The sequence below is a fragment of the Varunaivibrio sulfuroxidans genome, assembly GCF_029318635.1.
Taxonomy (GTDB): Bacteria; Pseudomonadota; Alphaproteobacteria; order Rhodospirillales; family Magnetovibrionaceae; genus Varunaivibrio; species Varunaivibrio sulfuroxidans.
In genome coordinates this window covers 842,039-855,334 of the sequence record NZ_CP119676.1, presented here as the reverse complement: position 1 = coordinate 855,334, position 13,296 = coordinate 842,039, and the positions used below count along the sequence as shown (strand labels likewise).

Sequence of the window (13,296 nt, the reverse complement as noted above, 5' to 3'; positions counted from 1 at the left end):
GCATAGTGATGAACGTTCTTTTCAATACCGTGCTCGCCGGAGCGATCGCGATGGTGATGGTTATCTTGTTCTTGGGCGGCTTGGCGATTTCCATCGGATCGCTGCCTTTCGGCATCATCACGGCGGTGGTTTTGCTGGTGGCGGTGTGGGCCTATATCGACGAGGTGCGCAGCGCTTTGCGCGGGGATGACGTGTCCACCTGAACGGGGGAACCGACTACACGAAAACATCCTTCCAATAGCCCCGGGTGGCCAGCACCACCATGGTGAAAATTTCAAGTCGCCCCAAGAGCATCGCCAGGGTTAGCAGCCATTGTGCCGTCTCGCTGAGGTCTTGAAACGTTCCCGATGGCCCGATAATTTTACCCAGACCGGGGCCGACGTTGGCCATCGCCGTCGCCGCGCCGCTGAAGCTGGTGGTGAAATCCAGGCCGGTCGCCGCCAATCCCAGCGTGATTAAGATGATACAGACGACAAAGATGACCGCCATGTCGAGGGCGCCGACGAGGGTGTCGTTATCGACAGGCTTGCCGCCGTAACGCACGGTGTATACTCCATGGGGCATGGTCAGGCGGCGCAGTTCCTTGCGGATCGCCCCCGCCGCGAGCTGGATGCGCAGGTACTTGATCCCCCCCGCCGTCGATCCGGTGCACCCACCGACAAAAGTTAAAAACAACACGAAAATGATCGGGAAATATCCCCAAAGGGTGTAATCCTCGCTGGTGAACCCGGTGGTGGTGACGATGGAGACAAGATTAAACGCCGACGCCGTCAGGGCGTGCCAGATCGGCATGCCCTTGGCCAGGGTCAGCCACAGGGTCATGGCTAAAATGATGACCAGAAGGAAAAATAAAAACCCCTTGATCTGCGGCTCATTGAAACGTTCGGCTCCGCGTTTCTTGATCATCGAGACGTAGGAAACGAAGGGTAGGGATCCCGCGATCATGAAAAAGGTCAAGATCCATTCGATCAGATCGCTGTGAAAATGGCCGATTGATTTGTCCGAGGTCGAAAATCCCCCCGTCGATACCGCGGCCATGGAATGGATGATCGCTTCGAACGAGGTCATTCCCGCCGCCCATAGGGCGAACCAGCACAGCGCGATAATACCGAAATAAACGCCGACAATCGCCGCCGTCAGGCGGGCTACCCGGGGCAGGACCTTTTCCGACATGTCGGACGATTCGGTGCGGTACAATTGCATTCCGCCCAGACGCAGGAAGGGCAAAATGGCGATCGCCATCACGATAATGCCGATGCCGCCGATGCCCTGCAAAATGCCGCGCCACAACAAGATGCCGGGTGGCGCGCTATCCAGCCCGGTCAGCACCGTAGATCCGGTCGTGGTCAACCCGGAAACGGTTTCGAAAACGGCCTCGGTAAAGGTTAGGTTGTGAAACGACAGATAAAACGGCAGCGCGCCGATCGAAGACATCAAGAACCAACTGAGCACGGTGAGCAAAAAGGTTTGCCGGATATTCAATTCTTCGATCTTTCCGCTGCCGGAAAAAATCATCACCCCGCCGAGGAATACCGAAATGACCGCCGAAGCGGTAAAGGAGACCCAATCGTGGTTTCCCGAAACATAATCGGCCGAAGCGGGCAAAAGCATCGCGAAGCCGAGGAAGCTGAGCATCGGCCCCAAGATGAAAATGAGGGGGCGCAGGGCGGGAAAAAATTGCATGGCCGCACCCTATGTCCACGGACAACCGCATGGCGCCACCGCGCGTCCCTGACCGATGTGGCCGCTTTGGGAGGGCGTCTCCGCGCTTTGAGGCGAACGGCGCGTACGCCGCGGGGCCCGGGGCTGGAAAAGCGGGGGCACGGGTTAAACGGCCTTCGAATGGCGCCCTTGGCCGGACCCGAGGTAGGCGTCGAACGCGCTGGCCACGAGACGGACGAAGGGGCGGCCTTGGGCCGTCAAGCGGATGTGGCGGCCGTCGATGACGACGATGCCGTCGGCGGCCATCGGGGCCAATTTTTCCAACCCCGCGTCGAGGGCGTCCGGGGTCATGTCGTGAGCGGCGCAGACCTGGTCCAGATCGCATTCCAAATCGCACATGATGCGCATGATGGCGTCGGCTTCGAGTTTGTCGCGCGCAGTGAGCGCGCGCCCGCGCTGAACGGGAAATTCACCGGCGTCGATGGCGCGCGTGTAATCGCGCAGAGGCAAGACGTTCTGCACATACCCCTGGGGCAGGGCGCCGATCGCCGAAGCGCCGAAGGGCAGCATGGCGGGGCTGTCATCCACGGTGTAGCCCTGGAAATTGCGATGCACGGTATGGTTTTTCAGGGCGATCGCCAAGGCGTCGTCCGGCAGGGCGAAATGGTCAAGGCCGATCTTGACATAGCCCCGTTCTTCAAGCCGGTCCGAGGCCCGGGAAAATTGCACCCAGCGCTGCCTGTTGTCGGGAAGGTCTTCTTCCTTGATCAGTTTTTGGTGGCTTTTCATCCATGGAACGTGAGCGTAACCGAACAGGGCGATCCGGTTGGGACGAATTTCGACGGTCTTGTCGATCATATCGATGACGCCGTCCACGCTTTGATGGGGCAGGCCGTACATCAAATCCATGTTGATGCCGTCAATGGCGTTGTCGCGCAGCCAATCGACCACTTGGCGGGTCATCTCGAAGGGTTGAATGCGGTTGATCGCCTCCTGCACCTTGGGGTCGAAATCTTGCACCCCGATGCTGGCGCGGTTGACGCCGGCGGACGCCACCGCCCTGACGTAGTCCAAGGTGGCGGTGCGTGGGTCCATTTCGACGGCGATTTCGGCGTTTTGGGCGAAATCGAAGCGGGCGCGCAACTTATCCATGATGCGCATCCAATCGGGGCCGGTCAACATGGTTGGGCTGCCGCCGCCCCAATGCAGATGATGGGCGCTGAACCGACCGGGCAGGCGATCGGCGACCAGGTCGATTTCCTTGAGCAGGGTATTCAAATATTCGCTGACCGGCTCATAGCGCTTGACGATTTTGGTGTAGCAGCCGCAGAACCAGCACATTTCGTCGCAAAAGGGGATGTGGAAATACAGCGAAAGGGCGGTTTTGGGGTCCAGTTCGCAAAGCCAGCGACCATACACGTCGGCGGTGACGTCGTCGTTAAAGTGCGGCGCCGTGGGATAACTCGTGTAGCGGGGGACGAGCATGTCGTACTTTGTGGTCAGGTCCGCTTTCATGGAAACTCCGCCGGAATGAAGATGCGCCGTGGCGCGTGGGCGATAAGATACTCTCGCCCGGGAGGGGGCGCAAGGCGCTGTGTTCCCGTTCTAAAGAGGGTCGCGGACGAAGGGATGGCGTGGTCCGAAATCTCCCAATTGGCTATGGTGGGCGACCAGACCGGTATCGTCGCGCCATAGTAAAATGGGGATGGTGGGGGGTTCCTTCACGAAGCTCGACCCAACGTCGGGGCGCAGGTCGAGGGCCATTTGAAATGCGCTCGAAGAACACACACTGGCCACGGTCCCACCGAAGCGCTTGGAGATGGTGCGGTGCAGGTGTCCGGCGACGATCCGTTCGACCTGGGGGTGGCGGCGGATCAGCGCCTCGAAATCCTCGGCGCCGTCGAAATGCTGTTTGTCCATGAATCCGATGCCGGTCTTGAACGGAGGGTGGTGCATGAAAACCACCGTCGGGCGATCGGGTTGCTCGCCCAGACGCGCATCCAGCCAGGCCAGGCGTTCGGGGCACATCTCGCCGCCATCGCGCCGGTCGGCCTTGGTGTCCAGGGCGATCATGCGCACCGGCCAGTCTTCCACGGTGTAGTGCAGGAATTTTCCGTCGGGCGGGAAATAACCGTCCTTGGCGAAGACGTCGCGCATCATCGCGCGGTCGTCGTGGTTGCCGGGGATGACGTAAAACGCCATGCTCAAGGTGCGCAGCATGGCTTCCAGGGTTTCATAGTCCTGGACGTGCGCCTTGTTGGCCAGATCGCCGGTCGCCAGCACCACGTCGGGGCGCGGCTCAAGCGCGTTGAGGTGGCGCACGACGGCGTCAAGCGCGCCGACGGAATCGACAATACCCTTCAGTTTGTGTCCGTCGGTTCTCAGGTGGAGATCCGAAATTTGGGCGATAATCATGCCGTTATACCCGTAAGTTGCCATCGTGAAAGAGGAGAAAACAAAAGCGCAAACGCGCCGGGCGGGCATGCTAACGTGCTTCGTCCGTTCGTCAAAGAGGTATAATTCGTGATCAAACTAAGCGCCAACCTTTCTTTTCTTTTTACGCAAGAGGCCTTTCTTGAGCGTTTCCACGCCGCCTCTTTGGCCGGATTTAAGGGGGTTGAGTGCCTGTTTCCTTATGCTTTTCCCTCTCGGGAGATCAAGAACCGTCTTGCCGCGTCGCGCCTTGAGATGGTGATGTTCAACGCGCCGCCGGGCGATTGGGCGGCTGGTGCGCGCGGCCTTGCCGCCCTTCCCGGACGCGAAACGGATGTTGATGCCGCGATGGAACAGGCCCTCGCTTACGCCACGACCGTGCACTGTTCCAGGGTCCATGTCATGGCGGGGATCGTCCCCGTGGGGATTTCCCGCACGCGGGCGATGGCGACGTTGGTCGCAAACCTGGGCCGCGCCGCGCGCGTGTTCCAACCCCACGGGATCAATATTTTGATCGAGCCGATCAACCCCTTCGACATGCCGGGTTACCTTTTGAATCGAGCGGAAGAAGCGGTCGAGATTATCGAGCGGGTCGGTGCGGACAACGTCCGTCTGCAGTACGATATTTATCACGCCCGCCGCCTGGGCGTTGATCCGTTACTGGAAATCCACCGCTTTCTTCCGGCGATCGGCCATATTCAGATCGCCGCCCGTCGGGGGCGCGGCGAACCCGACGATGGCGATCCCGATACGCCGATGATTTTCAGGCTGTTGGATCGTCTGGGCTACGACGGTTGGGTGGGGCTGGAATATACGCCCCGGGCGGGCACGACGGCAGGTCTGGGCTGGGCGCGCGAGGCCGGATTTTTGTCGTCCCGCGGCTGACCGCCGTTGGTGCGGCGTAAAGCCGGATTAGGAGTGATGGCCATGTGGTGTGACGGGCACTACTACGGGGGCGCTGGATTTCGCCGATAGGACCGCGTCGGCCAAGGTGACGAAGGGAATCGAAAACGTGTAGGTATAGCTTGCGGTGATGGTCTTGAAAGCGGTGCCGCTGACCGTGCTGTCGGCGGCGTTGAAGGTTATTCCCGAGGGATCCAGGCCGTTGACCTGGCTCACCGCATAGGTGGTCAGGGTCGTGTTCGTGGCGGTGGGGTTGACCATGGCGTAGCGCGCGGTTTGTTCGACGGCGTATTGCATCGTGCTTTTGATCCAGTAGACGCGACCGAAATCCACCAGACCGAGAACGAACATCAGAAAAACCGGCGCGACCAGGGCGAATTCCACCGCCGTCGCGCCACGGTTGTCGGCGGTTTTTTCGGCGACTTTGCGCAAAATCGGTCGGATGCGGCGCGCTGTTCGGGTTTGGGTCATGGTGTTACTGGGTTCTGATGGTGGTGGTGTCGCTCAGGGTGATCGGCCCGGGCAGGAAGATTGGCGTATAGTCGTAGCTGCCGGCGACGCGGGTGTAGTAATGTACGTTACCCGCCGCGCACGTCCCGCCGCAAACGAGGCTGCTGCCGTCCGGGCATTCACAAAAGTTGGTGACGGTGACGCTGAGCGTGTTGGCGGGCAAGTTGGTCGAGTTAATCACGGTTTGCGCGATCGCCGTCGTCGCCGAGGAATCGATCAAGGCGTATTGCGCCCCGGAACGCACGGCGCCGACCAGTTCCATTTTATGGAAGATCAAGACGGCGTAATCGAACATGCCGAGCATCAGGATCATCAGCACCGGCGCGATCAGGGCGAATTCGATGGCGCTGACCCCCGCTGTATCGCCGGGTAGCGTCTTCAGCTTGCGTACACGCGGGCGAAGCCATTGGCGCAGGTGACGCAGGGTTTCCATCAAAGGGCGTCCGTCATGTCAAAGATGCCTCATTCCACGAGCAGCGGCTTGTTGCCGTAGGTGATCTTCGGGCTACTGTATTTATCGCACTTATTTTCGATATCCGCACCTCCGTTGAAGCTGATTTTTTGCGCAATCAGCATCAGGCAGCCGTTGTCGTCGGTGGAATTACCCCCGGAGAAGGATATATCGTTGTTGGGGACGTAGATCAAACCGTCCAGTTCGCTGTCCGACCCCCCGGTCAATTGGGCGTTGAGGCTGGGCGTTGTCGGCGCGTTGCGGTCCTGGTAAATCAGCACGCCGGTGTAATCTCCGGTCAGGCTACCGCCGGTGTCGGCGGCGGTGGGCGCGCTCAGGGCGATGTCGTCGTTGCCGGTGAATAGGAAACTGCCATACCCCGTTCCGCTGGACGAGGTCAGGATGATGGTGACATCGTGGCCTTCCAGGTGGGCGTTGCCCTGGACGTTGAAATCACCCTTATCCATGATGTAGATACCGGGGTCCATGTAGACGGTGTCGCCACTGCTGACCTTGATGCCGCCGCAATAGACGCCCTCGGTCATGGTTTCGCCCTCCGCCGGCGTATAGGGTTTGTTTCCCGCCGGGTCGTGGTCGCACCCGGAATAAGACGGCACCGTCAGGGCGCTGTATGGGTCGGCGACGGCGGGCGCGCCGGTGACGGGGGCCGGGCATTTCTCGGTCTTGATGTTTTCCGCGCCGCTGACGCCGCCGACGGTGGATACGCAATCGACTTCGAACTCGCCGTTTTGCACGTTGACCGCTTTGGGGTCGTTGGAATTGGCGACGACCCCGCAGCCTTCCATGCTGACGTCGGACATGGCGCCGTTCACATAAATGGCGTTTTGCGCGGTGGGGTTCAGCGCCAGGACGCAGGCTTCGTTCTCGCCCTGGGTGGTGGCCACGGCGCGGGTTGTCGCCGTCACCGGGTTGTTCAGGAATATTTTGGAAAAATAAAGATTGAGGGGATGGGTGATTATCACCTCGACATAATTGCCATCCCCTTTGTAAGCGCCGGAATGGGGGGCGACGTTGACCTGAATGGTGTCGGTCGCGGCGTTAAAGCCGTTGCGTGTCGCCTCCTGCAGCGCCGCGGCGTCTATCGATTGGGTGGTGCCGCCCTGCGATCTTTCCAAAGCGGCGGACACCGCGGCGGTATCGGCCGCCGACTGCATCGAGCGGCGTTCTTGATACCATGAGCCGACATCGACGCCGACGCCGACGAATCCGATGATGATGGGGGTCATCAAGGCGAACAAAATCGCCATGGCGCCTCGTTCGTCGCGCCAGAGGTTGCGGGCCCACGACAAACTTTCGTTTCGGTTTTTCTTTCCCGATACGCGGCGCCGGCTGCGATGAAACAATGCTGAAAGCAAAGCCGATACTCCGTTGCGAGAAGGGAAACAAGACGACGAACGTCGGCGTCTTGTCGGGATAATCCGTCGCGCCACGGCGCGTCTCAAGAGGAGGGTCTTTTTTGAGGCTGCGCCGCGAAGAAGCGGGGCCAACGATACGCTACGCTCAAGCATGATGAAAGCCTTTGTCGTTGATATCAATAGCGACCACCGCGGTCATCTCAAGCATAGCCGGGAGGAGGACCCTCAGGGTTGCTTTCGACGACGCCGAGCCAAGCTTTCCCCCATGAACTTCGACGAATGCCCCAGATTATGCTCCGGCGCGTATCTCGGCGCAGTGACGGCGGTCACGGATGGCGGGCGCGGCGTGGGCTAGGGTTTTGGATCGCGGCCCCTCCAAGGTTGTTTTTTCCGAGGGGGCGCCCCGGCGCCGGGGCGGCGATTGTTTTCTTCTGGGTGACGGCGCATGCGCGATCGGCATTCACAGCGTCGCCAAGCTGGCGTAAGCTGATGTGGTCGCGGCGTCGTGGTCGTGGCGTCGAGGATCGTTCCACGGGCGCTTGAGGGACGGGGGCGCGCGCACCGCGTGGCTTGTGGACAATGGAATTTGAAATGGGGAATGGGCCGTGCGCAATAGCTTGAAGGCGACGACGTTTCGTTTGGCGATCTTCGCGGGGGTCGTCGGGATTCTGTCCGGTTGCGCAAGCACGGGCGGCGCGCCGGTGAAGGTGAGCGAGGCGTCTCTCGCCAAAACCCTGGACATCGCGGCGCGAGATTCGGAGAACCAACACGATTATACCTCCGCCGCACAGTATTACGCCCGACTATCTCATGAAAAGCCCGATGATATCCGCTTGCGGATCGATTTGGCGCGTAACCTGCGTTATATCGGCGAGGCCAAGCAAGGCGTTAAAATCTTGCTGGAAAAACGCCCCTCCCAGTCCTCCAATCTGCCGTTTTTGTTGGAACTGGCGAAAAGCCGGATCGCCGCAGGTGACGCCGAGGGCGCTTTGGGCGATCTAAAGGCGTTGTTCGCCGCCGCGCCCGCCACATGGCCCGGAATGTGGGACGCCTTCATGGTGAGGGGGATCGCGCGGGATCAAGTGCAACACTACAAATTGGCCCAGGCGGATTATAACGCGGCCCTGAAGCTGTCGCCGAAAAATCCGCAGGTGATGAACAATTACGCCATGTCTCTGGCCCAGTCCGGTCGGCTTGACGCGGCGATCGCAATTTTGGAGAACGCATCGAATCAAAACCGTTCGAATGTCCAGGTTCGCCAGAATTTGGCGTTGTTATACGGTGTGAAAGGCGAATTGGGTAAGGCCAAGGCGTTATCGGAAATGGACCTTGATCCGAAAAATGTCGATACCAATATGAGCTTTTATCAAAGATTTAAACACCGGGGGACGCCGTGACGGCCCTCAAGGTCGTTTGAGGCGGAGATAGCAGGCATGGACGCAGATCGTGAACGCGAGCGCCGGCTCTTGGGGGGGGAGATTGAGGAACGCCAGGATCCGGGAGGCCTCGATTTGGGCCGTCGTGCATCGCCTAGGCTATCTAGTGTGTATAGCGCGAAGCTGGCGCAACGGGGGAAAGTTCAGGCGTGCGTGGTGACCAATCTTTCTCTAACCGGAGGGCGCGTGAAGCTGACCCAGCCGGTCGATGTGCATGCTCCCATGCGCCTGATGTTCGATCGCTTGGGCGATTACTGGGCCTTGAACGTGGGCGTCGTATGGTCGGCTTCGGGAATGGTCGGCGTGCGCCTGTTCGATGCCGAAGAAACCCGCCGGGCGACTTTGCAGCGCCTTATGCCGGGTCGTTTCAAGCGGATGAATTTCCCAAGGGATAAAGAGAAGGAAGGGTAGTCTGGGGGTTTGTTGCAGACGAAGCGGGGAGTTTGAGATTATAGTCTAACCTTCGGGGCGAATTATTTTTTCAGAGGTGGCCCGGTAGCGCGGATTGGCGCGGGGTGAATTTTGAAGGCGGGGGAGGAGAAGACGTATCCGAGGGCATGGGCGTTCGGAAAACGACCTCCTTGATGTAAGCGGGGCGAGTCTGAGATGGACGAAATGACGGATATCAGCGGTGTTGAACGGACCCTCCAAAATGTGGAGATGCTGGCCGAGGCCGGCCCCGATCGGGTCGAGGACCTGGAGAAAAAGTGCCGTTGGCTGACATTCGAGGCGAACCAGACGATCGTCGATCGCGACGACACATCGACGGATGTTTTCTTCATCGTCAGCGGGCGGGTCAAGGTCATGGATTTCCTGGGCAAGGATCAGGAGATCGCCCTCGCCGAGTTGGGTGACGGGGCCAGCTTCGGCGAACTGTCGGCGATCGATTTATCGAAACGCTCAGCCCGGGTGACGGCGTTACAGACATCCCTGATCGCTTCATTGCCCAGCGCCGATTTTAAAAAATTGCTCCTCGATTGTCCCGGTATTTCTGTGATGTTGCTGAAACGCTTCGCGTCGGTGATCCGCACCCTAAACACCCGAGTGACGGCGTTGACAACTCTGTCGCCCCATCAGCGGGTGTATTACGAATTGCTGCGGATGTCCGAACCCAACCCTCAGGGCGATGGATCGTGGATGATCCATTATCTGCCTAAACACGAGGAAATCGCCAGTTGGAGCGGCACCCGGCGCGAGGACGTCGCCATGGCGATCGGTCATCTGGCGCGCGAGGGTATCGTTGGGCGCAAGCACAAATCGCTGGTGATCAAGGACCATAGCAAATTGCAGATGTTGTTGAACCAGTGACGCCAAACACCTATTTAGGAAAGGTTGGCGCCCCGCATATGCCTCAGGGTACCTCGACAGTTGGGCGTGCGAAAAAATGGGATTTATTTTCTGAGTCGATGTGATACCCGTCACTGAATAAAATAAGATTTATCCATTAAATAAGGATAGATGGTTTCAATCGTGAAGGTTAGATGAAATATAGTTATTGAGAAAAAATCGCATGTAATAATATATTTTTCAATAGCATAGTATTCTTGAAAACAGCGGTGTAACGGCATACCCTTTTATTTAGAAGTTGACTTTTTGTTTTTGTTTGTGTATTCTGGCCGAGTGTTAGTATAGGTTTCTTGGCGGACTTACACGTTGGATGGTCTCATAGGAGTTTTTAAAATGACGCACCTCATGCAATACCTCACCCGTTTCAAGCGTGACGAATCCGGCGCGACGGCGATCGAATACGGCCTGATCGCGGCGCTGGTCGCCGTCGTCATCATCGGCGGGTTGACCCTGGTTGGCGGCAATCTGCAAACGTTGTTTACCACCGTCGCCGGCAAGCTTTAAGGGGCATCGCGCGGACCGTTCAGGGATCAACGCGCACCGCCCAGCGACACACCGCCGAAGGAGTGATCCTTCGGCGGTCATTTTTTGCGCCTTTGATCTTTCTCCTTATCGTTCGCGGGGCTGTTCGCCGCCACCCTGAGGCAGGAGACACCGTAGAGGGATACCACGTATGTTTCTTCCGTCGGTTTTCGCCGTTGTTTTCGCCGCCCTGTTGGTTTATGGCGCGCTCTGCGACATTCGCGCCTTGCGTATTCCCAATTGGGTCTCGCTCGCCCTGGCCGGGGCATTTCTGCCCGCCGCCGTGGTGGTGGGCATGGGCGGGCGGGCGATCGCGATCCATTATGGGATCGCGATTTTGGTGCTGGCGCTGTTAAGCGTCCTGTTCGCCCTGGGCGTCCTCGGCGGCGGCGACGTGAAGCTGTTTTCGGCGGCGGCGGTGTGGATGGGCGGAAGCCATCTGCCGATTTTCGCCCTGTCGGTCGCCCTTGCCGGCGGGGGCTTGTCGGCGCTGATTTTAATCGGCCGCGCCTGGCTGCGCGCCGGCAAGGGATGCCCGGCGTGGCTGGCCCCCCGTCTTGCCCCCGGCGGTGCGGCGCCCTATGGCGTCGCCATCGCCGCGGGAGGACTTTACGTCCTGCCTCGCCTGTTCATCCCGTCATAGACGCGCCATCATGGCGCATCCCCGGTTTACATGTGGCTGATCTGGATCGCGGCGGGGCCGATGACGACGGCAAACAGGGGCGGCAGAAAAAACACAATCATCGGCACGGTCAATTTGGCGGGCAGGGACGCCCCCTTGCGTTCGGCGATCGCCATTCGGTCCTGGCGGCGTTCTTGAGACAACACCTTCAAGGCCTGCCCGACCGGGGTGCCGTATTTTTCCGACTGAATAAGTGTCGTCGCCAGCGATTTGATGGCGGGCAGCCCGGTGCGATCGGCGAAGTTCTGATAGGCCTTGTGGCGGTCGCCGAGATAGGCCAGTTCGGCCGAGGTCAGGCCGAATTCCTGGGCCAGGGTCGGCGAGGCCTCGCCGATTTCCTCGGTCACCCGTTCGAAGGCGTTTTCCACCGAAAGTCCGCCTTCGACGCAGATCACGATCAGGTCGAGGGCGTCGGCGAAGCCCAGATTGATTTCTTTCTGGCGTTTCTGCGCCTGATTGACGACCAGCAGCTTAGGCAAATAAAACCCGCCGAGCGCGCCCAACCCCATGCCCACCAGCTTAAGGGCGTAGGGCAGGGTCGCCGTCGGGCCTTGCGATTCGATCAGGAAAATGGCGAGGAACGGCCCGGCGATGGCGGCGGCGAAACGGGCGAACTGGAAAAAAACCAAGGCGTTCTGGTAGCGGTATCCGGCCTGGGAAAGATGCAATTTTAGTTCTTTCGAGGACAGCGCCTGGTCCAGCTTCAGGGCAACCAGGACCTTTTTCATGATCTCCGCCTTGGTCGATTTCTGGCGCTGGCGCAACAACGACCCCTTCGTGGTCAAGCCGTCCAGTTGCTGGCGGCTGAGTTCTCGGCGTTTGGACGTCACCTGCTTAAAGCGGGCCGATTTTCCCTTGGCGGGAAAAACAAAGGGCGCGGCGATCGCGGCCACCGAGACCAAGGCCGCCAGGGTGGCCATCCAAACGATCAAGGTGGGGGTGGCGATATTGAAAATGGACATGGCGCAAAGCCCCTAAATTTCGAAGTTGATCATTTTGGACATTACGGCGACACCGCAGACCATCCAAAAACCGGCGATGCCGATAATCCAGTTTCCGGTTGAGGTGGAGAACAGCAGGCCGACATATTCCGGGTTGAGCAGGGAAAGCATGCCCAGAACGGCGAACGGCAAGCTGGCGATGATCGCCGCCGATGATTTCGCCTCGCTGGACAGGGCCTTGATTTTGTCACGCATTTTTTTGCGCTCGCGCAGCACCGTGGACAAGCCTTCCAGGGTATCGGCTAGGTTTCCGCCGGTTTGTTTCTGGATCTGTAACACGATGGCGAAGAAACGGTATTCGGGGATGGGGATGCGCTGTAGCCCGCGTTCGAGGATGTCGTCGAGGGTTAGACCTAGCCTCTGGCCTTCGATGATCAAGGTGAATTCCTCGCCGACCGGCCCCTCGAATTCGCGCGAGACGATGGCCAGGCATTCGCCTATTGGCAAGCCGGAACGGATGCCGCGCACGACGACGTCGATGGCTTCGGCGAAGTGGGCGATAAAATTTTTCTGGCGCTTCTTGGCCAGGAATCCGAGAAACAGTTTGGGCAGGCCGAGGGCGCCGGCGACGCCGATCAAGGGAACGGCGATCAAGGGCAGCTTGGCGACGGCGGCGATGGCGGCGCAGGTGAGTCCCGTGATGATGCTGGCGATGACATAGGCCTTAATGTCGGCGTGCAGGCCGGCCTGCAGGAAGGATGCGCGCAAAACGTCACCGCGCTGTTGGCGTTTGTTCTTTTCCTGAAGGGATTTGACCTTGTCCTGGATGCGTTTTTGACGCCGTCCGTCGCCACGCTGCGCGGGGGCGGATGAAACCGCGCCGATGGCGGCGAGGCGTTTTTTTAAGCGCAAGCGGGGCTTGATCGTCATGTAGATCGCGGCGCCCAACAGGGACAGCATGAACAGGCTCACAACGCCTAGCGCCGACATCATCAAAACCGGATTATTCATGACGCGTCATCCTATTTTGGGC

General features: G+C 59.4%; 16 protein-coding genes. 8 read left to right on the top strand and 8 right to left on the bottom strand.

The features are described from left to right. Positions 1 to 8 precede the first annotated feature (8 nt). Entirely contained in the window at positions 9 to 203 is a 195-nt protein-coding gene (locus P3M64_RS03965; RefSeq protein ID WP_132937988.1) for a hypothetical protein, read from the top strand. Positions 204 to 216: 13 nt separating this feature from the next. Here P3M64_RS03965 and P3M64_RS03960 read toward each other — a convergent pair whose 3' ends face one another. The 3 genes from P3M64_RS03960 to P3M64_RS03950 form a co-directional block, all read right to left on the bottom strand. Continuing rightward, positions 217 to 1,683: a TrkH family potassium uptake protein gene (locus P3M64_RS03960; RefSeq protein WP_132937989.1), complete on the bottom strand. Its 1,467-nt coding sequence runs from the start codon at positions 1,681 to 1,683 to the stop codon at positions 217 to 219. 144 nt (positions 1,684 to 1,827) lie between these two features. Next, positions 1,828 to 3,177: an oxygen-independent coproporphyrinogen III oxidase gene (hemN, locus tag P3M64_RS03955; protein WP_132937990.1), complete on the bottom strand. Its 1,350-nt coding sequence runs from the start codon at positions 3,175 to 3,177 to the stop codon at positions 1,828 to 1,830. 90 nt (positions 3,178 to 3,267) lie between these two features. After that, entirely contained in the window at positions 3,268 to 4,077 is an 810-nt protein-coding gene (locus P3M64_RS03950; protein WP_132937991.1) for a phosphodiesterase, read from the bottom strand. Positions 4,078 to 4,185: 108 nt separating this feature from the next. Between P3M64_RS03950 and P3M64_RS03945 the strand changes: the two genes are divergently transcribed. Continuing rightward, positions 4,186 to 4,980, top strand: coding sequence for a hydroxypyruvate isomerase family protein (locus P3M64_RS03945; RefSeq protein WP_132937992.1), 795 nt, complete (start codon positions 4,186 to 4,188; stop codon positions 4,978 to 4,980). A 27-nt stretch (positions 4,981 to 5,007) separates the two neighbouring features. Here P3M64_RS03945 and P3M64_RS03940 read toward each other — a convergent pair whose 3' ends face one another. Genes P3M64_RS03940 through P3M64_RS03930 form a run of 3 tightly spaced genes read right to left on the bottom strand, consistent with a single transcriptional unit; the run spans position 5,008 to position 7,227 of the window. Beyond that, positions 5,008 to 5,469, bottom strand: coding sequence for a TadE/TadG family type IV pilus assembly protein (locus tag P3M64_RS03940; RefSeq protein WP_132937993.1), 462 nt, complete (start codon positions 5,467 to 5,469; stop codon positions 5,008 to 5,010). Between the two features lie 4 nt (positions 5,470 to 5,473). Beyond that, complete coding sequence (locus P3M64_RS03935) at positions 5,474 to 5,941, bottom strand: TadE/TadG family type IV pilus assembly protein (RefSeq protein ID WP_132937994.1); 468 nt, start codon at positions 5,939 to 5,941, stop codon at positions 5,474 to 5,476. Between the two features lie 29 nt (positions 5,942 to 5,970). Continuing rightward, a complete protein-coding gene (locus P3M64_RS03930) occupies positions 5,971 to 7,227 on the bottom strand; it encodes a pilus assembly protein TadG-related protein (protein ID WP_165886221.1) in 1,257 nt (418 codons plus the stop codon). Positions 7,228 to 7,667: 440 nt separating this feature from the next. Between P3M64_RS03930 and P3M64_RS03925 the strand changes: the two genes are divergently transcribed. From P3M64_RS03925 to P3M64_RS03900, 6 genes are all read left to right on the top strand, one after another. Beyond that, positions 7,668 to 7,820 carry a hypothetical protein gene (locus tag P3M64_RS03925; protein WP_165886222.1) on the top strand — a complete coding sequence of 51 codons (153 nt, stop codon included), beginning with the start codon at positions 7,668 to 7,670 and terminating at the stop codon, positions 7,818 to 7,820. A 120-nt stretch (positions 7,821 to 7,940) separates the two neighbouring features. Then, a complete protein-coding gene (locus P3M64_RS03920) occupies positions 7,941 to 8,732 on the top strand; it encodes a tetratricopeptide repeat protein (protein ID WP_132937996.1) in 792 nt (263 codons plus the stop codon). Positions 8,733 to 8,768: 36 nt separating this feature from the next. Next, complete coding sequence (locus P3M64_RS03915; RefSeq protein WP_132937997.1) at positions 8,769 to 9,182, top strand: PilZ domain-containing protein; 414 nt, start codon at positions 8,769 to 8,771, stop codon at positions 9,180 to 9,182. 195 nt (positions 9,183 to 9,377) lie between these two features. Beyond that, the gene (locus P3M64_RS03910) at positions 9,378 to 10,079 is read left to right on the top strand and encodes a Crp/Fnr family transcriptional regulator (protein WP_132937998.1); all 702 of its coding nucleotides are present in this window, start codon (positions 9,378 to 9,380) and stop codon (positions 10,077 to 10,079) included. A 372-nt stretch (positions 10,080 to 10,451) separates the two neighbouring features. Next, complete coding sequence (locus P3M64_RS03905; RefSeq protein ID WP_132937999.1) at positions 10,452 to 10,622, top strand: Flp family type IVb pilin; 171 nt, start codon at positions 10,452 to 10,454, stop codon at positions 10,620 to 10,622. 169 nt (positions 10,623 to 10,791) lie between these two features. Continuing rightward, positions 10,792 to 11,283 carry an A24 family peptidase gene (locus P3M64_RS03900; RefSeq protein WP_132938000.1) on the top strand — a complete coding sequence of 164 codons (492 nt, stop codon included), beginning with the start codon at positions 10,792 to 10,794 and terminating at the stop codon, positions 11,281 to 11,283. 26 nt (positions 11,284 to 11,309) lie between these two features. Here the strand turns inward: P3M64_RS03900 and P3M64_RS03895 are convergent, their stop codons facing one another. Both P3M64_RS03895 and P3M64_RS03890 read right to left on the bottom strand, forming a co-directional pair. Then, entirely contained in the window at positions 11,310 to 12,284 is a 975-nt protein-coding gene (locus P3M64_RS03895; protein WP_132938001.1) for a type II secretion system F family protein, read from the bottom strand. A gap of 12 nt (positions 12,285 to 12,296) precedes the next feature. Then, positions 12,297 to 13,274, bottom strand: coding sequence for a type II secretion system F family protein (locus tag P3M64_RS03890; protein ID WP_132938002.1), 978 nt, complete (start codon positions 13,272 to 13,274; stop codon positions 12,297 to 12,299). Positions 13,275 to 13,296 lie beyond the last annotated feature (22 nt).